This is a genomic window from Clostridium sp. D46t1_190503_E9 (assembly GCF_015555225.1).
GTDB lineage: Bacteria > Bacillota > Clostridia > Clostridiales > Clostridiaceae > Clostridium.
In genome coordinates, this window is the sequence record NZ_JADNKB010000020.1 from 1 (window position 1) to 21,244 (window position 21,244).

A 21,244-nucleotide genomic window follows, 5' to 3' on the forward strand; every position below is an offset into this window, starting at 1 on the left:
TTATAATTAAGACCAATCTCAAAAATCTATTTAGTATAAAATTTATTCAATTTCAATTAAGCTTTATTGCCTTAAAAAAGTTAATCTCTTATTTTTATAAAAGGGGTCGCGTTTCGCGACCCCCTTTTAAACCATTGATTTTACTTCCTTAAAGACGTTTTTTTATTTAAATAGAAATTTTTATATATTATTTATATATCTGCAAAAAGGAAAATTCCAATTAGAAATTCCATTCTTATCGGCTAATATCAAAATATTTTTTGCTATAGCCTCCTATTTATTTATTTTATAACTCTTTTGTTACTCTTATTGTTTGATCTCTTCTTGGACCCACACCTATTATTGATATTTTTGTATCTGTAAGTTCTTCAATTCTTGTTAAATATTTTTTAGCGTTTTCAGGTAACTCATCGTAGCTTCTAGCATTTGCTACCTCTTCTCCCCAACCATCGAACTCTTCATATATAGGCTCGCACTTTGCTAGATCCTCTAAACTTGCAGGGAAGTAATCTATAACTTTTTCATTAAACTTATATCCTACACAAATTTTAAGTTTCTCTAAACCAGCTAAAGTATCTATCTTAGTTACACATAATGATGTCAATCCTGATACTCTTACTGTTGTTTTTAATATAACAGCATCTAGCCATCCACATCTTCTTGATCTTCCTGTAGTTACTCCATATTCATGTCCCTTTTCTCTTATCCATTCACCAATTTCATTATCTAGCTCAGTCGGGAATGGTCCTTTACCAACTCTTGTTGTGTATGCTTTTGCAATACCTACTGCATTAGTAACCATAGTTGGTCCAATTCCAGATCCACTTGCTACACCACAAGCTGTAGTATTTGAAGATGTTACATATGGATATGTTCCATAATCTATATCTAAAAGCATTCCTTGAGCACCTTCAAATAAAACTGTTTTATCTTGTTTTATTTCATCATATAGTCTTACTGAAGTATCTTGTACATATGGCTTTAATCTTTCTGCAAGTTCTAAGTATTCAGAAAGAATTTCATCGTAGTTTAATGCTTCTCCACCTAATACCTTTACTATATATTGATTTTTAAAATCTATATTTTCCCTTAACTTTTCTTTAAATATCTTTTCATTTATAAGATCGCATACTCTTATTCCAGATCTCTCAAACTTATCTGTATAACAAGGTCCTATTCCTTTTCCCGTTGTACCTATATCATTTTTCCCTCTGGCCTTTTCTTTCAAGCTATCTAAAATCTTATGGTATGGCATAATAATGTGTGCTCTATCACTAACTACAAGCTTTTCTGGTGTAACTTTAACACCCTCACCTTCTAGATAATCTATTTCTGTAAATAAAGCTTTAGGATCTACAACAACACCATTTCCTATAATATTCAATTTATTATCATATAATATTCCTGATGGGATTAAATGAAGTTTATATTGCTTATCTCCAACTTCAACTGTATGACCAGCGTTATTTCCTCCTTGGAATCTAACTATTACCTGTGCTTCTTCTGCAAGATAATCAGTCATCTTCCCCTTTCCTTCATCTCCCCATTGAGCTCCTAGAACAACAAATGCTGACATTTACATTGCCTCCTTGCTAAAGGACTGCAAGTCCCTTATTAATAAAATTAATCAATATTAATCTCCAAGTACCATATTAACAAAGTAAAAATAAACTTTCAACTTATTTGCGAATATTTTTTTGCATTAAATAATTATAATTCGTATAATATAATAGTACTTATTTATATTTTTAATTAAATTAATTTATTTATTCTATATGAGGGAGTATTGATATGAATATTTATGAAGAAGCTTTAAAATATCACGAAAAACTAAAAGGTAAAATAGAAGTAACATCCAGATGTAAAATATCTAATGAAAATGATTTAAGTTTAGCATATACTCCAGGAGTAGCTGAACCATGTAGGCAAATTCATAATGATCCAGATAATGCTTATATCTATACAAGAAAATGGAATACTGTTGCTGTGATTTCAGATGGGACTGCTGTACTTGGATTAGGTGATATAGGCCCATTAGCATCTCTTCCAGTTATGGAGGGTAAATCTATATTATTTAAGGAATTTGGAAACGTGGATGCCTTTCCATTAGTTTTGGATACTAAAGATGTTGATGAAATAGTTGAAACAATTGTTAGAATATCTCCAAGCCTAGGAGGAATAAATTTAGAAGATATATCTGCCCCTAGATGTTTTGAAATAGAAAATAAACTTAAGGAAAGATTAAATATACCTGTTTTTCATGATGATCAACATGGCACAGCTATAGTCGTATTAGCAGGATTAATAAATGCACTAAAATTAGTTAATAAAGATATTAACAATATAAAAATTGTTATAAATGGTGCTGGCTCTGCAGGAACTGCTATATGTAAATTATTAATTTCCTTTGGCGCAAAAAATATAATAGTATGTGATAAGTCAGGAATAATTAACTCTCATACTCAAAATTTAAATGATTCAATGAAGGAATTATCTATAATTACTAACAAAGATAACATAAGCGGTAGCTTAAAAGATGCTTTAATTGGTGCTGATGTATTTATAGGAGTCTCTGCTCCTAACTTAGTTACAAAAGAAATGGCTAGAAGTATGAATTCAAACTCAATAATTTTTGCTATGGCAAATCCTGTTCCTGAAATATTCCCAGATGATGCAAAGGAAGCTGGCGTAAAAATAATAGGTACTGGAAGATCCGACTTTCCAAATCAAGTTAATAACGTATTAGCCTTTCCTGGAATCTTTAGAGGAGCTTTGGATGTAAGAGCCTCAGACATTAATGAAGAAATGAAAATTTCAGCTGCATATGCTATTGCTAATTCTGTAGGTAAAAATAATCTTGACTTTGACTTTATATTGCCTAAAGCATTTGATTTAAATGTTCAAAAAGCAGTTGCTGAAGCAGTTAAAAAAGCTGCAATTAAAAGTGGTGTTGCTAGAATATAATATTATATTACTTACGATATAATTTTAATATTTTTATACTTAAAAATACTAAGGAGCTATCGCACAATTAAAAATACAAAATTCTGCTGTAGCTCCTTCTTATTACATATTCTTAGACTTTTCTGCGCACTTTTCCATTGATTTTATTACTGCATTTCTGAATCCATTACTTTCTAATTCAATTACAGCTTCTATAGTTGTTCCTCCTGGAGAGCAAACCATATCCTTTAATTCTGCTGGATGTTTGCCAGTTTCCAAAGCCAATTTTGCTGATCCTAATATGCTTTGCTCTGCCATTTTATATGCCTTATTTCTTGGTATCCCAAGTTTTACAGCAGCATCTGCCATAGCTTCTATAAACATAAATACATAAGCTGGTGATGAACCACATAATGCAATAAAAGCATCAAAATATTTTTCTTCTAATATTTCGTATTTACCAAAATTTTTAAAAATATCGCACACAAGAAGTAGTTCTTCATTATTTACATTTAAATTAGGACAAATAGCTGACATGCCTTCACCAACTAAAGCTGGTGTATTTGGCATAGTTCTTACAATTTTATAATTTTTATCTAACCACTCTTCTATATCAGATAAATTTATTCCAGCAGCTATAGATATTATAATAGTGTCCTTTTTTAAATAATCCTTTATTTCATTTATAATACTTTTATACATGTTGGGCTTTACAGCTAAAAATAGTACATCAGAAAATTTTACTACTTCTATATTGTTTAATGTACATTTTACATTAAATTCATTCATTATATTATTTTTTGATTCTTCACTTCTCATTGATACTATAATATTGTCAACACTTGTATAACTTGAATTTATAAGTCCATTAAGCATTGCTTTTCCCATATTTCCACAGCCTATAAATCCTATCTTTTCATTCATTACTTTCACCTTCTTTTTAATTCATTGTAAATAATTTTCTTAATTAATTATTATTTATAAGTTTCCCCATTATACTCATAGGATAGCTTTATCTTTAAGTCATAAACTATCAATAAGGAGGGATTAGTTATGAAAAATAATTTATTGCTCACAGATATAGAAAATAAAATAGATAATTTATTAGAGTTTAGTCCTTCAAAGGAAAATATAAAACCTATTATTAAGATAGTAAATAGAGACAAGTTCTATGATATTTATATTTTACTTCGAGGTTTAACTAAGGAAGAAATTTTAATAAAGTATGTAAATAACTTTCTTATTTTAAATCTCTCCTTAAAAAATAAATATAATGATAAAGTAAATTTCAAAAGGTCATTTTATTTAAAAAATGTAAATATAGACAAGACTGAAAATATTGCTTGTGCTAATTTAATTTACTTTAAAATTCCAAAAACTCGAAATTAAATTTAAAAACAAAGCTATGCTTATGCATAGCTTTGTTTTTATTCCTTATAAACCAGCTCTAAGTTAGCAAATTTACTTTGTGAACCTATCCAAGCCATTTTTACAGTTCCTACTGGGCCATTTCTTTGTTTTGCTATAATACATTCACCTATGTTCTTTTCTTCTGTTTCCTTGTTATAATACTCATCTCTATATAAGAACATAACAACGTCAGCATCCTGCTCTATTGATCCTGATTCTCTTAAATCTGAAAGCATAGGTCTATGATCAGCTCTTTGTTCTGGAGCACGTGATAACTGAGATAACGCAATTATAGGACACTCCATCTCTTTTGCAAGAGCTTTGATAGATCTAGATATTTCTGAAACTTCTTGTTGTCTACTTTCACTTCCTGAACTACCACTCATTAGCTGTAAGTAATCTATAAGAATCATATCTATTCCATGCTCCATTTTTATCTTTCTACACTTAGACCTCATTTCCATTACGCTTAGTCCCGCTGTATCATCTATATAAATTTTGGCTTTTGATAGAGGACCAGTAGCTCTAGCTATTCTTTCCCAATCATCATCATCTAAATTACCAGTTCTAAGCTTTAACATATCAACATTAGCTTCAGAGCAAAGCAATTTATAAGCTAATTGCTCCTTAGGCATTTCTAGTGAAAATATAACTACACTCTTTCCTTCTCTTAATGCTGCATTTTCTGCTATATTTAGTGAAAATGTAGTTTTTCCCATAGATGGTCTAGCTGCAATAAGAACCATATCTCCTTTTTGAAATCCAGATGTTTTAGCATCTAAATCTCTTATTCCTGAACCAACACCTGTTATTGATCCTTTATTATTAAATAATCTTTCAATCTCTATAAATCCTCTTTCTAAAACTGTAGAAAGTGGTTCATAATCGTTTGAGCCTTGTTTTTCTGCTAAATCAAAAATCTTTTTTTGAGCTAAATCTAATACATCATCAACTTTATCCTGTTTATTATAGCTTTCTTCTATAATAGCTGTAGATGACTTTATTAATTTTCTTAATAACGATTTATCTTCTACTATTTTTATATAGGCTTCTAAATTAGCAGTAGTAATTACTGATGAACTTATTTCTGATATATAAGTAACTCCACCAGCCTTATCTAGATTATCTGTTGATTTTAAATATTCTAATAAGGTTACAAGGTCAACAGCCATATCTTGTGAGAACATTTCTCTAATAGCCTTAAATATAACCTTGTGCCCATCTCTATAAAAGTCTTCATCATTTAATTTTTCTAAAGACTTAGCAATAGCACTTTTATCTATTATCATGGATCCAATTACAGACTGTTCTGCTTCTAAACTTTGAGGTAAACTCCTCATTATTGGTGCTTCCATATGTAACCTCCTTCCTTTTCATAATAATATATTATATCAAATTTTCATATTATATAAAATAAAATTAAGCTTCCTTTTGGAAGCTTAATTAATAATTTATTTTTCAAAGACTATTTCCATTAATTCTTCTATATGACTTATGGCTTTAACTTCTATATCCTTTAAATCTAATGGTATTTCCTTTTCGTTAGCTTTAGGAATAACAACAAGCTTTATTCCTTTTCTTCTAGCACCATATATTTTCTCAAATATTCCACCAACAGGCTTAATATTTCCTCTTAATGATATTTCACCTGTTATAGCGATATCTTGTCTTATAGGCTTTTCTAATAAAGCACTTATTATTGAAATAGTAATTGCTGCTCCTGCTGATGGTCCGTCAATTTTTCCTCCACCAACTACATTTACATGTATATCATAATCCTTTATATCTTTGTCAGTAATTCTTCTTATTACTGATGCAGCATTAAATACAGAATCCTTTGCCATTGAACCGGCTGTATCATTAAATTTTACAGTTCCCATTCCTGGCTTTTTAGATTCAAACACTACTGTTTCTATTTCTAATGTTGAACCTAAAAATCCGCTTACTCCTAATCCATATGTATGGCCTATTTCAGATTTATCTATATCCTCGAATATTTCATAAGGTACATATCTACCTATAGAAATAACCTCTTCTACATCCTTAAGTGTAATTATATTGTCTGCTTTATCCTTTGAGTGATATAATGAATAGCCATAAGCATCTGCTAATATATTAACAGCCTTTCTACCTTCTATTGTATATCTACTTATAAGATCAGCAATTCCATCTTCTAATTGAACATCTAACTTTTTAGCTGCATTGTCTATTATTCCCTTAATATCACTAGATGATAATGGTTCAAAATAAACCTCTGTACATCTAGATCTTAATGCTGGATTTATTTTTCCTGGCTCTCTTGTAGTTGCACCAATTAAAACAAAGTCTGCTGGTGCACCCTTTTCAAAAAGATATTTTATATATTCAGGTGTATTTTCATCATCTGGATCATAATAAGATGATGAGTACTCAACTCTTTTATCTTCTAATACTTTTAATAACTTATTTTGAAGGATTTCATCTAATTCACCAATTTCATCTATAAATAGAACTCCTCCATGAGCTTCAGTTACTAATCCAGTCTTAGGTTCTGGGACACCTATCTCAGCTAAATCCTTCTTACTACCTTGATAAATAGGGTCATGAACTGATCCTAATAATGGATTTGTTATTTCTCTTGGATCCCATCTTAATGTAGTTCCATCAACTTCAACAAATTTAGAATCATCATCAAATGGAGTAGACTTTAGTTTTTTAGCTTCTTCTAAAGCTAATCTTGCTGCTGAAGTTTTACCAACCCCAGGTGGTCCATATAAAATTATATGCTGAGGATATGGAGATGCCATTTTAGATATAAGTGACTTTATTGCTCTCTCCTGACCTACTACTTCATCAAAATTTTCAGGTCTTAAAAGACTCATTACGTTTTTATTAATCTTTTTTGAATCTAACTCTTCTAATCTTTCTAGCTTTTTAGTAGTCTTTGCACTTTCAGGCCCTTTTTGCTTTTTTATTATAGATAATTTAAGTTCATCAATAAACTTATCTTGTCTTTCTTGAAGTGCTTTTTCAACTTGTGTTTCCACCTTATTTTGGACATACTTTCTAGCTATATTTTCTGATATATAATAAATTGTATCTTCTAATACACCTCTTAATTCCTCTTCACCTGGTACAGATTTTATACCTTTTCCATCAGAGGCAATTACATTTAATGCATATACTCTTTCACATATATTAGTAGAGTTTGCATACTTTTGAAGCTTAAACCTTACAATTCTTGCTCTTACTGCACCCTCATCTAATACATTATTTAATATTTGATTTATAACATTGACTTGTGCATCTAAAGATAATTCACTATCTAATATACTTTCTATATTTGTTTCGTCATAAGTCTTCAAACTTAGTCCTCCTTATGATTGCGGCGTGATTATTACTTTCATCTTAGTTGAAACTTCTGGATATAGCTTTATTTCTATATCGTAACTACCAGCAACCTTTATTGTATCCATAACTATTTTTTTCTTATCTACTGATAATTTAAATTGCTTATTTATTAATTCAGCTACATCTTTACTTGTTATAGCTCCAAATAATCTTCCACCGTTTCCACTCTTAGCTTCAATTTTTATTTCCTTGCCTTTTAATTCAGAAGCTAATTTTTGTGCGGCTTCAATTTCTGCTAATTTTTTCTTTCTTTCATTTTCCTTTTTAGCATTTAAGATATGCATATTATTGTTATTTGCCTCTTCTGCTAACTTTCTTGGAAATAAAAAGTTTCTTGCATATCCATCTGATATATCAACGATATCTCCTTTTTTCCCTACTTTTTTAACATCTTGTAATAAAATTACTTTCATGTTATTCACCCACCTTTAAATGTTTTTCTATTGATCGTTTTAGTATTTTTATAGCACTTTCTATTGATGTATTATTTAATTGAGCTCCAGCCATATTCATATGGCCACCACCACCTATTGCTTCAAGTATTACTTGAACATTTATTTCTCCTATTGATCTACCACTAATGGTTATATCTCCGTTTATTTCTGCTAATACAAAGCATACATTTATCCCAGATATATTTAATAGTTCATCAGCAGCTCTAGCTGCCATAAATCCTTTTTTTAATCTTTTAGGAGCAACTGCAATAGCTAAACCATTTTTAACTTCTGCAGATCTTATTGTATCTGCAATAACCAAATAATCTTCAAGATCATCCATAAACATCTTTTTAACTTCAATTGTATCTGCTCCAAGCCCTCTTAAAAATGATGCGGCATCAAAGGTTCTAACACCTGCTTTAAAAGAAAAGCCTTTTGTATCCATAAATATTCCTGCAAGTAAACCTTCCGCTTCTAATCTAGTTAAATTAGGCTTCTGAACCATATATTGAATAACTTCTGTAACCATTTCAGATGTAGATGAAGCATATACTTCTATATAGTTTAAAATTGCACCCTCAACTATATCGGGGCTTCTTCTATGGTGATCTATAATTATTTTTCTTTGTGCCTTTTCAACAATACTTGTATCTAATATATACCCCTTATTATGAACATCTACTATAATTAACAAAGTTTTTTCATTAATTTGTTCATAAGCTTCTTCTGTAGAAATAAATAAATTATCATATTTAGAATCATTTTTTAGTTTAGATAAAAAATAATCAATAGCTGTAGTTTCAGCTCCTAATATGATGTTACACGGCTTTCCTAATTGTTTTACTACGGATGATATCCCTACAGATGATCCAAAACAATCCATATCAGGATTTTTATGACCTATAATAAAAACATTACTACTCTCATATATTAATTCCTTTAATGCATGAGAAATAACTCTTGCTCTTACTCTAGTTCTCTTTTCTATTTCTCTAGTATTTCCACCAAAGAACTTTATTTTCTCATTATTCTTCAGAACTACTTGGTCCCCGCCTCTACCTAATGCTAATTCTTTTGCCGTAACAGCAAATGTATTATTTTCTAGAGGACAAGTTCCACCTCTTCCGATACCAATACTTAAAGTAACTTCAAATTTATTACCTCGATCTATTTTTGATATATCTTCTAATATAGAAAATTTATTATTTACCTCTTCATCTATATACTTATCTTGTACTGAAAGAACATATTTATTAGAGTCATATTTTGTTATCATTGCCTTAAGTTTTTGGGCATATAAATTTATTGTTTTTTCAATTTCAGCAACTAACATTGGTCTATCACTATCTAATGTAGTTTCTAAAGCTTCTGTTAGATTATCTACTTCTATAAGCATTATACTCTCTTTAGTATTATCTATATTTTTCAAATTACTTATATCATTAAAATAAACTATATATAAATCTTCATCTAAATCATATTTTTCTATTTTAGTTGCATATACCTTATATAAAGAATCCAATATCTTTATTTTTTGATGCAAATCTCTATCACAGGTTAATAGTCTAGATAAATTTAATCCCCTAGCAATACTAACTACATTTAATCCTATAGGATCTTCATCTGGAACAAATTTTTGGAACTCCTTATTACTCCAAAAAATTTCTCCAGATTCTTTTATTAAAGCTAATGGAAATATTAAATTTAATATGTTACTATTTATATCTTTATTTATATTTTCCTTAATTCTTTCTATATTATCATCATATTTACCTTTTATCATATATTCGCTTAAACTAAATATAATAAATAAAATTAACAATATAGATCCTAAAAGAGTACTTTTTATATAATAAAATCCCACACATGCTCCTACAAAAATAAGTGGCGTAATTATAGGCCTAATACTTTTAAGCCTTTTTTTTATTAAATCATTCCATATCATAAGATTAATGGTGCTCCTTTAAATGTAATTGAAGTTTGCTTAAACTTCTTCCATCCTTTTCATACTCATGTCCTTCTGCTATACCAACTTGCAATTTCTTTTTCATGTCATCATCTACATCTTGACATGAATATCCTAATTTTTGAGCCAATACATATAATACGAGTATAGCACCTGATATACAATTTAAAATTGCATCTTGAGCTACATTACTTCCTTTAGTAAGTAAATGATAGAATTCACCTATTATACATAATAAATTTGCCTTTAATTTTTCTATCATTTTTATATTAGCCATTATATTTAAATCATCTCTCTTCACCCTGCTCACCCCTATACTAATACCCTTGTATATATATTTTAATTATAATTTACTTTTATTGCAACAAATTATGAAGTCTTTTACAATATTTGTAAAATATTAATTGTATTAATATAATAAAAAACCCCTGATATGTCAGGGGTTGATTATACTACTCAGTTGTGAATGGTAATAATGCTATGTTTCTTGATCTCTTTATAGCAGTTGTTAATTCTCTTTGGTGCTTAGCGCAAGTTCCAGAAATTCTTCTTGGTAATATCTTACCTCTTTCTGTTACGAACTTTCTTAGCTTAGTAATATCTTTATAATCTATTGCTTCAGCCTTTTCTACACAAAAAGCACATACTTTTCTCTTAGATCTTCTCATTTTTCCAGATCTCTTCATGTCTTTCATGCTAATTCCCTCCTTTTTATTAGACTATTAGAAAGGCATATCTCCATCATCTACAGGAGTCATGTCTTCCTCAAAATTCATTCCACCAAAATTATTTGATGAATTTGAATAATCAGAACCCATATTAGAAGAACCATATCCATTGTTATATGAACCTTGGTCTCTTCCAGCACCACCATTGTTACCTGATCCGATAAACTCAAATGAATCTACAACTATATCAGTTGTATATCTCTTAGTTCCATCTTTAGCATCATAACTTCCAGTTCTGATACTTCCAGTAACAGCTAGTTGTCTGCCCTTTGTAAGATATTGTGCTATTGTTTCACCAGTTTTACCAAAAGCTATACAATTGATAAAATCAGTTTCATCTTTTTTAAAAGGTCTTGTTACTGCTAAAGAAAATCTTGTTACTGCAGTACCACTTCCAGCTGCAAAATTAAGCTCTGGATCTTTTGTTAGCCTTCCAATAAGTATTACCTTATTCATGACAATATCACCTCTTACGCTTCTTGTTTAACTATGATGTGTCTTAAAACTCCATCAGTAATTCTGAATATTCTGTCTAACTCTTTAGGTAGCTCTGAATCAGCATTAAAGTTGATTAATGTATAGAAACCTTCGTTAACTTTTGCGATTTCGTAAGCAAGCTTTCTTCTACCCCAAACGTCAACATTTTCTATAGTTCCTCCACCGTTTTCTATTACACCCTTAAACTTTTCGATGTTAGCTTTACAAGCTTCTTCATCTAATGATGGGTGTAGTATGAATATAGTTTCGTACTTTCTCATCATTTTCACCTCCTCCCCTCGGACATTGGCTGTGCTTTACACAGCAGGGATTACAATTAAATATTGTAGCATTATTCATTTTCTTTTGCAAGTTTTAAATTTAATTACTATAAATTAACGATTTTCTTGGCATCTTTTTGAAATTTGCTTCTTGGTAGCATTATAATTCTTCCACAACCTGTACATTTAATTTTTATATCTGCTCCAAGTCTTATAACTTCAAATTCTTTACTTCCACATGGATGCTGCTTTTTCATTTCTACTATATCACCTAAATCAAAAGTCTCTATCATAATTAAACCTCCAACCATTTAAATTAAACAAATTTATTATTTACTATTTGAGTCTTTGGATACGGTATTTCTACTCCTGCCTCATCTAATGTCTTCTTTATTTCTTTTCTTAATTCTCTTTCCATCTTCCATTGAGATAGAGGCTTAGATTTCCCAACTACTCTTATCGTAACACCTGATGCATTTAATGATATAACACCTGATACCTCAATATCTTCCTTAACTTCATCTTTATTTTTCTCTTTAAATTTTTTACATGTATTTTCAATTAACTTAATTGCATTATCTACATCTTCTTCATATGCAATTTCTACATCGACCATAAACCTCATATTTGCTCTTGAATGATTAGTTACTTCTAATACAGCTCCATTTGGTAAAACATGTACATCTCCGCTGAAATCCTTCAATACCGTGGATCTTATTCCAATATTTTCCACTATACCACTATACTTACCTATGGTTACATAATCTCCTACTCCATATTGATCTTCAAAAAGTATGAAAAAACCATTTATTAAATCTTTGACTAAGCTTTGAGCTCCAATACCGACTACAAAACCAACAGCACTTAAAACAGCTGCTGATACCTTAAATGTACTTCCTATTATTATAGCAGCTCCTGATATATATACTGCATATTTTAATGAACTTTTAAGTATAGCTCCTACAGTGATTGCTTTTTGCCTATTCATAGAAAAACTTAATTTACTTTTAATTTGATTTTTTACAAACTTATCAATTAACTTATCTCCTATTTTTATAGCAAGATACATAGCAACTATAAGTAATATAAACCTTATTCCCTTATTCAATACAAACTCAAATGTGCTTACCGCATTTGTCCACGCAACTTCCCAATCAACATTAAAAACAATTTTCCCATTCTCATCTATACCAGTACTGATCAATGTCATGAAATTTTGCATAACTCACCTCTAATACTATTAAATTATTTCCTTAAACTCATTTTGATCTTTCTCATATATATGTTTATATCTTATAATATCCCTTGATATAATTTCATCTATGTATTTTTTTTCTTCTAGTCTAATGCAAATTCCACAGCTTTGTGTAATTGCTGTAGGAGTCGGCATCATCTTAAAAATCATATTTTCTTCCTTTAAAACTTTTTCTCCATTCATAGCATCAAGTGTATTTTTAAAAACTATAATATAGTACTTCATAATGTCCTCCCTCTTCAAGTTTATTTATATTTAATTATATTATATATATGTTTCAATTAAGAATCTATATTAATGATTTTATATATTCTTAATCCTATATAAAATATTTGCTATATTTAAGTATACATTCTTTTGCTCATCAATAAATTTAATTTCTATTAAATTTTAATTAAGTTTTCATTTTATCATTCCATTCAAAAATCCATTATTTTATAAATTTATTACTTTGTAAATAATAATAAAGTATCTTATAATTTTATTATAAATTTAAATTTCTATAATTTATAAGGAGTTAATCATGAATATATATTTAGACAATGCTAGTACAACATTTCCCAAGCCTAAGAATGTTGTTGATTCTATATACAATTTTCTAACTAATATTGGAGGAAATCCTGGCCGCTCCAACCATAATAATGCTCTAGAAACTAATAGACTTCTATTTGAGGCAAGGGAAGTTATATCCGATTTTTTCAAGTTTGATTCTATGGAAAATGTAATATTCACCAATAATATAACTACTTCATTAAATATATTAATAAATGGATCCCTTACAACTGGAGATCATGTAATAACATCTTCTATGGAACATAACTCTGTTTTAAGGCCATTAGTTAATTTGAAGAATAAAGGAATAATAGAACTGGATATTGTAACTGCTGATAAATTTGGCTTTATCTCTGTTGAAGATATTAAAAATAATATAAAACCAAATACTAAAATGGTAGTACTTAGTCAAGCATCTAATGTAATTGGTAGCATTCAACCAATTAAAGAAATTGGAGCTTTATGTAAAAGTAGAAATATATTTTTTATATTAGATACTGCTCAAGGTGCTGGAGTATTAGACATAGATTTTACAGATGTTAACTTAAGTGCACTAGCTTTTACTGGACATAAAAGCTTATTTGGTCCTCAAGGAATTGGTGGCTTTATAATAGATGATAGTCTTAATAACATATGCAATCCTTTCATTTTAGGAGGAACTGGAAGCTTATCTCACTCACTAGAGCAACCTGATTTTTTACCAGATAAATTTGAATCCGGTACTCTTAATATGCCTGGTATAGTAGGCTTAGTTGAAGGTATTAAATTCATTAAAACCGAAGGCATAAATGCAATTTATAATAAAAATAAATTTTTAAGAGATTATCTTGTTAGCGAAATGTCTAACATCAATGATATCATTCTTTACGAGGATATTAATAATAGCAATTACACCTCATGTGTTTCATTTAATATTAATAATATTGATACTGCTGAATTATCTTTTGCTCTTGATAATGATTTTGGTATAAAAAATAGGTCTGGTCTTCATTGTGCTCCGCTTGCACATAAAACTATAGGAAGTTTTCCATCAGGTACTGTTAGATTAAGCCTTAGTTACTTTAATGAGAAATCAGATATTAAATACACTATAGACTCCATAAACAAGATAATAAAATCAAAATAGCCTTGAATAAAAACCTCCTTTATTGTTAATAATTTCAATAAAGGAGGTTTTTATATGAATGAACCAATTTCAATCGATTCATTATCGCCTAACTCTTATATAGAGATTAGGGATTATTTATATAATAATTTAAAAGATATACTTTACTCAAACAGAGATATAATTTTCATTTGTATAGGAACTGATCGATGTACAGGTGATTCTCTTGGTCCATTGATTGGATATAAATTAAAAAATGTTTCAAAAAATAAAATTCATATTTATGGATCATTAGAAAGTCCTATTCACTCTAAGAACCTTAATGAAATAATTAATAAAATTAATTTAAATTTTGATAATCCTTATATTATCGCTATAGATTCATGTTTAGGAAAAATAAGTAATATAGGGAAAGTTTTTATTGATAAAAAACCACTTCAGCCTGGATTAGCCTTAAATAAAAATTTACCCCCTATAGGAGATTTAAGCATCACAGGAATCGTAAATATTGGAGGGAACTTTGAGTTTATAGTTTTACAAAATACACGCTTATATACGGTAATGAGCTTAGCAGATTGCATATATAAGGGTATCTACCATTTTATATTGAAAGTATCAAAAGAATTTGAATATATTAATAAACCTTCTAAATTAAATTATTTACAAAAAAATGAGAGTCTATAAGACTCTCATTTTTTATTTTTTATTAATTGCTTCATTCAAAACATATGATTCTTCTTCAGATAACTCATATCTCGAAATTCCCTTATCAACTGGTTTTGCATATGTAGTACTATCTTGTCTTGAATAAATTCCAGTAATCAAAACGCCATCATTATATGAGTCTAGTATTGCTATTGAAAAACTCAAATCACTTCCTACATCAGGAAATGCCTTATATCTCATTATAGCTATTTTATTTACGCAACCTTTCATTTCTTCCTTTATTACTTCACATTTATTAAGGGCTTCGTTTGAAAACTCCATAGCTTTATCTATTTCGTCTAATTTAGAAGCTATTAGTTCTTCTAAATTTTTATTATTTACCCCTCTCATCATTCTTCTATATTTCTTTTCAAGCTTATTTATAGATCTTATTAAATAAATTACAATTATGAAAAGTAGTAACATTATAATAAGTAATCCAATAATAATAAATGGTGAATTTTCATTTATTACTTTAAATATATTTTCCACTTTCAATACTCCTCTCTAGACCTTATAAAGAAATATCATAAAATGTTTCACGTGAAACATAATTTGCACATTTATAATGTTTCACGTGAAACATCATAAATTAATTATTTCTAGTATCCTTTGTAAATCTTCATTTGAATAATATTCTATTTCTATTTTCCCCTTATCATTTTTGTTACTAATACTCACTTTAGTTCCAAAATAATTTTGCAATTTTTCAGTTACATCCTTATAATATGGATTTATTTCTCTTGCTTTTTCCTTGTCTTTTTCCTTTTTCTCAGATCCTAAATATCTTACTAATCTTTCTAGTTCCCTAACAGATAGCTTTTCATCTATAACTTTTTGAGCTACTTCACATTGAACTTCTGGATCCTCTATTGCTAATAAAACTCTTCCATGACCTTCTGTAATAACTTCATCAATTAAATATTGTTTTACTGTTTCACAAAGGTTAGTAAGTCTTATTACATTACTTATTGCTACTCTAGACTTTCCTACTCTTTTACTTAGCTCCTCCTGAGTTAAATTAAAATCGCTTAGTAATTTTTTGTATGCTATAGCCTCTTCAATAGGATTTAAATCTTGTCTTTGAATATTTTCTATTAGAGATACCTCTAATATATCTTTTTCAGTTAACTCCATTATTATAGCTGGTATTTCTTTTAATCCTAATAATTTTGCAGCTCTCCATCTTCTCTCACCAGCAACTATTACATAACTATTGTTTTTTTTATTTAAAATTATAGGTTGTATTATTCCATGCTCTTTAATTGATTGAGCTAATTCTGCTATTTTTTCATCATCAAAAGCCTTTCTTGGCTGATCCTCATTACTTCTAATTAAATTCATAGATATAACTGATGGTTTATTATTTTCTTTACTTTCATTATCATTAGGAATTAATGCACCTAATCCCTTTCCTAATGCTGATTTTTTATTCATATTTACTCACCTACTTACTGCCTACTTAAAAACTCTTTTGTTAATGATTTATAAGATTCCGCACCCTTGCATTTTTCATCATATAGCATTATTGGTAGCCCGAAACTAGGAGCCTCTGCTAATCTTATATTTCTTGATATTTTAGTTTCATATACCTTTTCATTAAAAAAATTCTTAACTTCTTCAAGGACTTCATTACTTAAATTAGTTCTATAATCGTACATAGTCATTACAACGCCCTCTATTTCAAGGTCCTGATTTAATGATTTTTTAACTAGTTGAATAGTGTTGATAAGTTGTCCTACTCCTTCAAGTGCATAAAATTCACATTGGATTGGTATTAATACTGATTCAACTGATGTTAATGCATTAATTGTTAGTATTCCTAATGATGGTGGACAATCTATAAAAATAAAATCATATTCATCTTCTACTTCTTTAATTTTATTTGTTAAAATAGTCTCCCTATTCTCCTTACCTATCATTTCAACTTCTGCACCTGCTAACTCCATTGTTGACGGAGCTACAAATAAATTTTGTACTAATTCACTTTTTAATATAACCTCTCTTAATGAAGCATCTGAAGTTAATACATCATACATTGATAATTCTAAATTCCTTTTATCTAAGCCTAACCCACTTGTTGTATTTCCTTGGGGATCTATGTCTATTGTTAATACTTTATAACCCTCCATAGCTAGATATGCGCATAAGTTTATGTTTGTAGTAGTTTTTCCAACTCCACCTTTTTGATTAAATATACAAACCTTCTTCATATAAAAGCTCTATTTTAGAGCTTCACCCCCCTTCTCATATTAATATTATATATACTTTCTGTTAATATTAAAAGATTAACAGAATAAAAATTAATTAAATTAATAATCAAACTTAAATTTCTACAAAAAAATAAGTATATTCTTACTAAAGTAAGAATATACTTATTAAAATTATTTTTTAGGTATAGAAACTGTTATTTGTATAAATTCTTCATCATCTTTAAATTTATATTCAGCTGGTATATTAAACTTATCAAATACTTGCTTTATAGTATTTACATATAATTTTGCTGGAAATACACTTTTAACTCTTTTCTTTTCCTTATTCTTCAACTCTTCTCCAGCTAATTTTAATAGCTCTTTATTAACCGCTTCTTCCGTGGCCTTAACATTAAGAGAATTATTTATTACTTTTTCTATAACTTTTAATTGTAATTCTTCATTTGGTAATGATAGTAATGCTCTTGCATGCCTCTCTGTTAATTTATTTTCTATACAAACCGATCTAACACTTGAACTAAGTTTTAATAATCTTAACTTATTTGCTATAGTTGATTGCTTTTTACCCATTCTTTTTGCTAATTCATCCTGAGTAAACTTATGATCATTTATAAGATTATAATATGCCTCAGCCTCTTCTATAAAATTTAAATCCTCTCTTTGTAAATTCTCTAACAAAGCTATTTCAGCAGATTGTGTATCAGTTATTTCAATAATATTACAAGGTACATTTTCTAATTCTGCCATTCTCGCAGCTCTCCATCTTCTTTCACCTGCTACTAATTCAAAGTTTTCTCCTCTTCTCCTAACAGTAATAGGTTGAATTATTCCATGCTCCTTTATAGATTGAGATAATTCTTCTAATGCTTCTTCGTTAAAAAATCTTCTAGGTTGATAAGTATTTGGAAATATTTTATTTACATTTATATTTGTAATTTCTCTATTCATATGCACCCAACCATCCCCTATTATTCTAAGTACCATTTTATTCAATAAATTAAAAATTCTATTTTCTTCTCTAATTTCCTTCTTTTTATTACCTAATATTATAAGACAAATTAATTTATTATAACTTAACAAATTACAAATGAACTTATATATATTAATATTTTTTTATTAATCGACTGTTTTTATTTAGATATATTGTAGAATTTAATTCTATTTTATAGGTTTTTTATTTATTGTTCCTGCTTTTCTAGGATATATTTTCGAACATTTACTTATCTTCTTAATTTCTACAATATTATGCTTTAAATCAGACTTTTCTATATTTACCTCAATTATCTCTTTTAACTCTCCACCTAAAACTGTTATTGCTTTTTGACCATCTTTAAGCTCTTCTTCTATTGCTGGTCCTTTTAACGCTACAAAGTATCCACCACACTTTACATATGGCATACAAAACTCTGATAACACTGCCATATTTGCTACTGCTCTTGATGTAGCGACATCAAACTTTTCTCTTAACTCCGACTTTCTTGCTCCGTCTTCTGCCCTTGAATGTATTGTAACTACATTTTTTACTCCTATACTACTAATTACTGTATTCAAAAAATTTATTCTTTTATTTAATGAATCTAATAATGTTACTTGTACATTAGGATTCATTATAGCTATAGGTAACCCTGGGAAGCCAGCTCCTGTTCCAACATCTATTATAGTTTTAGCATTTTTAATTGCATCTGATTTAAAAGCTTTAATGCAATCTATAAAATGTTTTTTTATTACTTCTTCATCTTCTGTTATTGCAGTAAGGTTTATCTTTTCATTCCACTCTTGAAGTAATTTCATGTACTTTATAAATTGATTATATTGATGCTCTGATAATTCCATTCCTACTTCTAAAGAAGCGTCTCTCATTAATTGAAAATATTCCATAGTTCCTCCAAAGAATTTTATTTCTTATATTGATGTTCTAAATAAATTAATAATACAGATATATCAGCTGGTGACACTCCAGATATTCTTGATGCTTGCCCTATGCTTACAGGCCTAATATTAGATAACTTTTGAATAGCCTCTGTTCTTAATCCCTTTACATCATTATATTCTAAATCATCAGGAATTAATTTTTTCTCGAACTTTTTAAACTGTCTTACTTGATCTAATTGGCTATCTATATAACCTTCATATTTAGCAATTGTATTTATTTGTTCACCTATATCATCTTCATAGTCTGGTCTATCCGTATCTAAGCTTACTAAGCTAAAATAATCTAATTCTGGTCTTTTAATTAATTCATAAAAACTTATAGGCTTTTTAAGTTCTGTTGATCCCATTGAAACTAAGAATTCATTTGTTTCTTTCTTATTTGTTATTTGAAGTTCCTTTAATCTCTTAACTTCATTTTCTATATTATTTTTTCTTGTTAGGAACTTTTGATATCTTTCTTCTGTCGCAAGACCAACCTTATATCCAATTTCAGTTAATCTAAAATCAGCATTATCTTGTCTTAATAATAATCTATACTCAGCTCTTGATGTCATCATTCTATATGGCTCATTTGTACCTTTAGTAACTAAATCATCGATAAGAACACCTATATATCCATCTGATCTAGTTAGTATCATAGATTCTTCATCTTGAATCTTCAAAGCCGCATTTATTCCAGCAACTATTCCTTGTGCAGCTGCTTCTTCATAACCTGAACTACCATTTAACTGTCCAGCTCCGTATAATCCATCAAATTCCTTAAATTCTAATGTTGGCTTTAATTGAGTCGGATCAATTGAATCATATTCTATTGCATATGCAGTTCTCATTATTTCTACATTTTCTAGTCCAGGAACAGTTCTTAACATTTGTAACTGTACATCTTCTGGAAGTGATGAAGACATTCCTCCAATATACATTTCTTGAGTATCCTCACCCTCTGGTTCTATAAATAACTGATGTCTTTCCCTATCTGGGAACCTCATAACCTTATCTTCTATTGATGGGCAATATCTTGGGCCCACCCCTTCAATTAATCCATTATACATTGGAGACCTATCAATATTCTCTTGTATTATTTTATGAGTTTCTTCACTTGTATAAGTTAACCAACAGGAAACTTGTTCTCTAGATATATCTCCACTCATAAAGGAGAATGGAACTATTTTTTCATCTCCTGGTTGCTCTACCATTTTTGAAAAATCAACAGATCTTTTATTTATTCTCGCTGGAGTACCAGTTTTAAATCTTCTTAATGATATTCCTAAATCAATTAATGATTGAGATAATTCATTAGCTGCTGCTAATCCATTTGGTCCACTATTATATGTAACATCGCCTATTATTATTCTTGCTCTAAGATATGTACCTGTTGTCAATATAACGGCCTTACAACTGAAGTATCCACCGTTCTTTGTAAGTACACCTTTAACCTTTCCATCTTCCACATCTAATTCTATTACTTCTAATTGTCTCAAACTAAGATTTTCTTGATTCTCAAGTACATTCTTCATTCTATTTTGATACTTCTTTTTATCTGCTTGCGCTCTTAAAGAATGAACTGCAGGGCCCTTTGAGGTATTTAGCATTCTTGATTGAATAAATGTGTTGTCTATATTAACCCCCATTTCTCCACCTAATGCATCTATTTCTCTTACCAAGTGTCCTTTCGCAGTACCTCCTATATTAGGATTACAAGGCATCATAGCTACAGAATCAAGATTAGTAGTACAAATTAATGTTTTTAATCCCATTCTAGCTGCTGCAAGTGCTGCTTCACAACCAGCATGACCAGCACCAACAACTACTACATCGTATTCTCCCGCATTATATTTCATATTTATATTTCT

At 29.1% G+C, this 21,244-nt stretch carries 23 protein-coding genes; 4 read left to right on the plus strand and 19 right to left on the minus strand.

Annotated features, from left to right (window positions below; all coding sequences use genetic code 11):
- Positions 1–286: 286 nt before the first annotated feature.
- The gene (locus I2E83_RS17080) at positions 287–1,576 is read right to left on the minus strand and encodes an adenylosuccinate synthase (RefSeq protein ID WP_195266335.1); all 1,290 of its coding nucleotides are present in this window, start codon (positions 1,574–1,576) and stop codon (positions 287–289) included.
- Between the two features lie 215 nt (positions 1,577–1,791).
- Between I2E83_RS17080 and I2E83_RS17085 the strand changes: the two genes are divergently transcribed.
- Positions 1,792–2,964 carry a malic enzyme-like NAD(P)-binding protein gene (locus I2E83_RS17085; protein ID WP_195431264.1) on the plus strand — a complete coding sequence of 391 codons (1,173 nt, stop codon included), beginning with the start codon at positions 1,792–1,794 and terminating at the stop codon, positions 2,962–2,964.
- A gap of 102 nt (positions 2,965–3,066) precedes the next feature.
- On the opposite strand, the gene proC is transcribed toward I2E83_RS17085, so the two are convergent.
- Positions 3,067–3,867 (minus strand): pyrroline-5-carboxylate reductase, encoded by an 801-nt coding sequence (proC, locus tag I2E83_RS17090; RefSeq protein WP_195431266.1) that lies wholly within the window; start codon positions 3,865–3,867, stop codon positions 3,067–3,069.
- Positions 3,868–3,996: 129 nt separating this feature from the next.
- Here proC and I2E83_RS17095 point away from each other — a divergent pair, with 129 nt between their 5' ends.
- Entirely contained in the window at positions 3,997–4,332 is a 336-nt protein-coding gene (locus I2E83_RS17095; RefSeq protein ID WP_195266342.1) for a hypothetical protein, read from the plus strand.
- A gap of 38 nt (positions 4,333–4,370) precedes the next feature.
- Here the strand turns inward: I2E83_RS17095 and I2E83_RS17100 are convergent, their stop codons facing one another.
- The 11 genes from I2E83_RS17100 to I2E83_RS17150 form a co-directional block, all read right to left on the minus strand.
- Positions 4,371–5,708, minus strand: coding sequence for a replicative DNA helicase (locus I2E83_RS17100; RefSeq protein WP_195266344.1), 1,338 nt, complete (start codon positions 5,706–5,708; stop codon positions 4,371–4,373).
- Positions 5,709–5,804: 96 nt separating this feature from the next.
- Positions 5,805–7,697, minus strand: a complete 1,893-nt coding sequence (gene lonC, locus I2E83_RS17105; RefSeq protein ID WP_195266346.1) for a Lon family ATP-dependent protease — start codon at positions 7,695–7,697, stop codon at positions 5,805–5,807.
- 12 nt (positions 7,698–7,709) lie between these two features.
- The gene (gene rplI / locus I2E83_RS17110) at positions 7,710–8,156 is read right to left on the minus strand and encodes a 50S ribosomal protein L9 (RefSeq protein WP_195266348.1); all 447 of its coding nucleotides are present in this window, start codon (positions 8,154–8,156) and stop codon (positions 7,710–7,712) included.
- A gap of 1 nt (position 8,157) precedes the next feature.
- A complete protein-coding gene (locus tag I2E83_RS17115) occupies positions 8,158–10,125 on the minus strand; it encodes a DHH family phosphoesterase (RefSeq protein ID WP_195266350.1) in 1,968 nt (655 codons plus the stop codon).
- A 4-nt stretch (positions 10,126–10,129) separates the two neighbouring features.
- Positions 10,130–10,447 carry a MazG-like family protein gene (locus I2E83_RS17120; RefSeq protein WP_008676140.1) on the minus strand — a complete coding sequence of 106 codons (318 nt, stop codon included), beginning with the start codon at positions 10,445–10,447 and terminating at the stop codon, positions 10,130–10,132.
- Between the two features lie 151 nt (positions 10,448–10,598).
- Complete coding sequence (rpsR, locus tag I2E83_RS17125) at positions 10,599–10,841, minus strand: 30S ribosomal protein S18 (protein WP_008676141.1); 243 nt, start codon at positions 10,839–10,841, stop codon at positions 10,599–10,601.
- Positions 10,842–10,868: 27 nt separating this feature from the next.
- The gene (locus I2E83_RS17130) at positions 10,869–11,330 is read right to left on the minus strand and encodes a single-stranded DNA-binding protein (protein WP_195266352.1); all 462 of its coding nucleotides are present in this window, start codon (positions 11,328–11,330) and stop codon (positions 10,869–10,871) included.
- Between the two features lie 14 nt (positions 11,331–11,344).
- On the minus strand, positions 11,345–11,632 hold the full coding sequence (gene rpsF, locus I2E83_RS17135) for a 30S ribosomal protein S6 (RefSeq protein ID WP_035284774.1): 288 nt from the start codon (positions 11,630–11,632) through the stop codon (positions 11,345–11,347).
- Between the two features lie 107 nt (positions 11,633–11,739).
- Positions 11,740–11,925, minus strand: coding sequence for a DUF951 domain-containing protein (locus tag I2E83_RS17140; RefSeq protein ID WP_008676147.1), 186 nt, complete (start codon positions 11,923–11,925; stop codon positions 11,740–11,742).
- A 23-nt stretch (positions 11,926–11,948) separates the two neighbouring features.
- Positions 11,949–12,854, minus strand: a complete 906-nt coding sequence (locus tag I2E83_RS17145; RefSeq protein WP_195266354.1) for a mechanosensitive ion channel family protein — start codon at positions 12,852–12,854, stop codon at positions 11,949–11,951.
- Between the two features lie 18 nt (positions 12,855–12,872).
- A complete protein-coding gene (locus I2E83_RS17150; protein WP_195266356.1) occupies positions 12,873–13,112 on the minus strand; it encodes a DUF3343 domain-containing protein in 240 nt (79 codons plus the stop codon).
- 298 nt (positions 13,113–13,410) lie between these two features.
- On the opposite strand from I2E83_RS17150, the gene I2E83_RS17155 reads away from it, so the two are divergent.
- Both I2E83_RS17155 and yyaC read left to right on the plus strand, forming a co-directional pair.
- A complete protein-coding gene (locus I2E83_RS17155) occupies positions 13,411–14,565 on the plus strand; it encodes an aminotransferase class V-fold PLP-dependent enzyme (protein WP_195266358.1) in 1,155 nt (384 codons plus the stop codon).
- Positions 14,566–14,619: 54 nt separating this feature from the next.
- On the plus strand, positions 14,620–15,228 hold the full coding sequence (gene yyaC / locus I2E83_RS17160; protein WP_195266361.1) for a spore protease YyaC: 609 nt from the start codon (positions 14,620–14,622) through the stop codon (positions 15,226–15,228).
- A 12-nt stretch (positions 15,229–15,240) separates the two neighbouring features.
- Here yyaC and I2E83_RS17165 read toward each other — a convergent pair whose 3' ends face one another.
- From I2E83_RS17165 to mnmG, 6 genes are all read right to left on the minus strand, one after another.
- The gene (locus tag I2E83_RS17165; RefSeq protein ID WP_195266363.1) at positions 15,241–15,741 is read right to left on the minus strand and encodes a DUF4446 family protein; all 501 of its coding nucleotides are present in this window, start codon (positions 15,739–15,741) and stop codon (positions 15,241–15,243) included.
- A 93-nt stretch (positions 15,742–15,834) separates the two neighbouring features.
- Positions 15,835–16,686 (minus strand): ParB/RepB/Spo0J family partition protein, encoded by an 852-nt coding sequence (locus I2E83_RS17170; RefSeq protein ID WP_195266364.1) that lies wholly within the window; start codon positions 16,684–16,686, stop codon positions 15,835–15,837.
- A 14-nt stretch (positions 16,687–16,700) separates the two neighbouring features.
- Entirely contained in the window at positions 16,701–17,462 is a 762-nt protein-coding gene (locus I2E83_RS17175; RefSeq protein WP_195266366.1) for an AAA family ATPase, read from the minus strand.
- Positions 17,463–17,633: 171 nt separating this feature from the next.
- The gene (gene noc, locus I2E83_RS17180; protein ID WP_195266393.1) at positions 17,634–18,410 is read right to left on the minus strand and encodes a nucleoid occlusion protein; all 777 of its coding nucleotides are present in this window, start codon (positions 18,408–18,410) and stop codon (positions 17,634–17,636) included.
- 210 nt (positions 18,411–18,620) lie between these two features.
- The gene (gene rsmG / locus I2E83_RS17185; RefSeq protein ID WP_195266368.1) at positions 18,621–19,340 is read right to left on the minus strand and encodes a 16S rRNA (guanine(527)-N(7))-methyltransferase RsmG; all 720 of its coding nucleotides are present in this window, start codon (positions 19,338–19,340) and stop codon (positions 18,621–18,623) included.
- 17 nt (positions 19,341–19,357) lie between these two features.
- Positions 19,358–21,232, minus strand: coding sequence for a tRNA uridine-5-carboxymethylaminomethyl(34) synthesis enzyme MnmG (gene mnmG, locus I2E83_RS17190; protein ID WP_195266370.1), 1,875 nt, complete (start codon positions 21,230–21,232; stop codon positions 19,358–19,360).
- Between the last annotated feature and the right edge of the window lie 12 nt (positions 21,233–21,244).

What these genes read in the sequence shown, in the direction of transcription:
- I2E83_RS17080 (WP_195266335.1), bottom strand. Translation starts at nt 1,576, where the DNA reads ATGTCAGCATTTGTTGTTCTAGGAGCTCAATGGGGAGATGAAGGAAAG.
- I2E83_RS17085 (WP_195431264.1), top strand. Translation starts at nt 1,792, where the DNA reads ATGAATATTTATGAAGAAGCTTTAAAATATCACGAAAAACTAAAAGGT.
- proC (WP_195431266.1), bottom strand. Translation starts at nt 3,867, where the DNA reads ATGAATGAAAAGATAGGATTTATAGGCTGTGGAAATATGGGAAAAGCA.
- I2E83_RS17095 (WP_195266342.1), top strand. Translation starts at nt 3,997, where the DNA reads ATGAAAAATAATTTATTGCTCACAGATATAGAAAATAAAATAGATAAT.
- I2E83_RS17100 (WP_195266344.1), bottom strand. Translation starts at nt 5,708, where the DNA reads ATGGAAGCACCAATAATGAGGAGTTTACCTCAAAGTTTAGAAGCAGAA.
- rplI (WP_195266348.1), bottom strand. Translation starts at nt 8,156, where the DNA reads ATGAAAGTAATTTTATTACAAGATGTTAAAAAAGTAGGGAAAAAAGGA.
- I2E83_RS17115 (WP_195266350.1), bottom strand. Translation starts at nt 10,125, where the DNA reads ATGATATGGAATGATTTAATAAAAAAAAGGCTTAAAAGTATTAGGCCT.
- rpsR (WP_008676141.1), bottom strand. Translation starts at nt 10,841, where the DNA reads ATGAAAGACATGAAGAGATCTGGAAAAATGAGAAGATCTAAGAGAAAA.
- I2E83_RS17130 (WP_195266352.1), bottom strand. Translation starts at nt 11,330, where the DNA reads ATGAATAAGGTAATACTTATTGGAAGGCTAACAAAAGATCCAGAGCTT.
- rpsF (WP_035284774.1), bottom strand. Translation starts at nt 11,632, where the DNA reads ATGAGAAAGTACGAAACTATATTCATACTACACCCATCATTAGATGAA.
- I2E83_RS17140 (WP_008676147.1), bottom strand. Translation starts at nt 11,925, where the DNA reads ATGATAGAGACTTTTGATTTAGGTGATATAGTAGAAATGAAAAAGCAG.
- I2E83_RS17145 (WP_195266354.1), bottom strand. Translation starts at nt 12,854, where the DNA reads ATGCAAAATTTCATGACATTGATCAGTACTGGTATAGATGAGAATGGG.
- I2E83_RS17150 (WP_195266356.1), bottom strand. Translation starts at nt 13,112, where the DNA reads ATGAAGTACTATATTATAGTTTTTAAAAATACACTTGATGCTATGAAT.
- I2E83_RS17155 (WP_195266358.1), top strand. Translation starts at nt 13,411, where the DNA reads ATGAATATATATTTAGACAATGCTAGTACAACATTTCCCAAGCCTAAG.
- yyaC (WP_195266361.1), top strand. Translation starts at nt 14,620, where the DNA reads ATGAATGAACCAATTTCAATCGATTCATTATCGCCTAACTCTTATATA.
- I2E83_RS17170 (WP_195266364.1), bottom strand. Translation starts at nt 16,686, where the DNA reads ATGAATAAAAAATCAGCATTAGGAAAGGGATTAGGTGCATTAATTCCT.
- I2E83_RS17175 (WP_195266366.1), bottom strand. Translation starts at nt 17,462, where the DNA reads ATGAAGAAGGTTTGTATATTTAATCAAAAAGGTGGAGTTGGAAAAACT.
- noc (WP_195266393.1), bottom strand. Translation starts at nt 18,410, where the DNA reads ATGAATAGAGAAATTACAAATATAAATGTAAATAAAATATTTCCAAAT.
- rsmG (WP_195266368.1), bottom strand. Translation starts at nt 19,340, where the DNA reads ATGGAATATTTTCAATTAATGAGAGACGCTTCTTTAGAAGTAGGAATG.
- mnmG (WP_195266370.1), bottom strand. Translation starts at nt 21,232, where the DNA reads ATGAAATATAATGCGGGAGAATACGATGTAGTAGTTGTTGGTGCTGGT.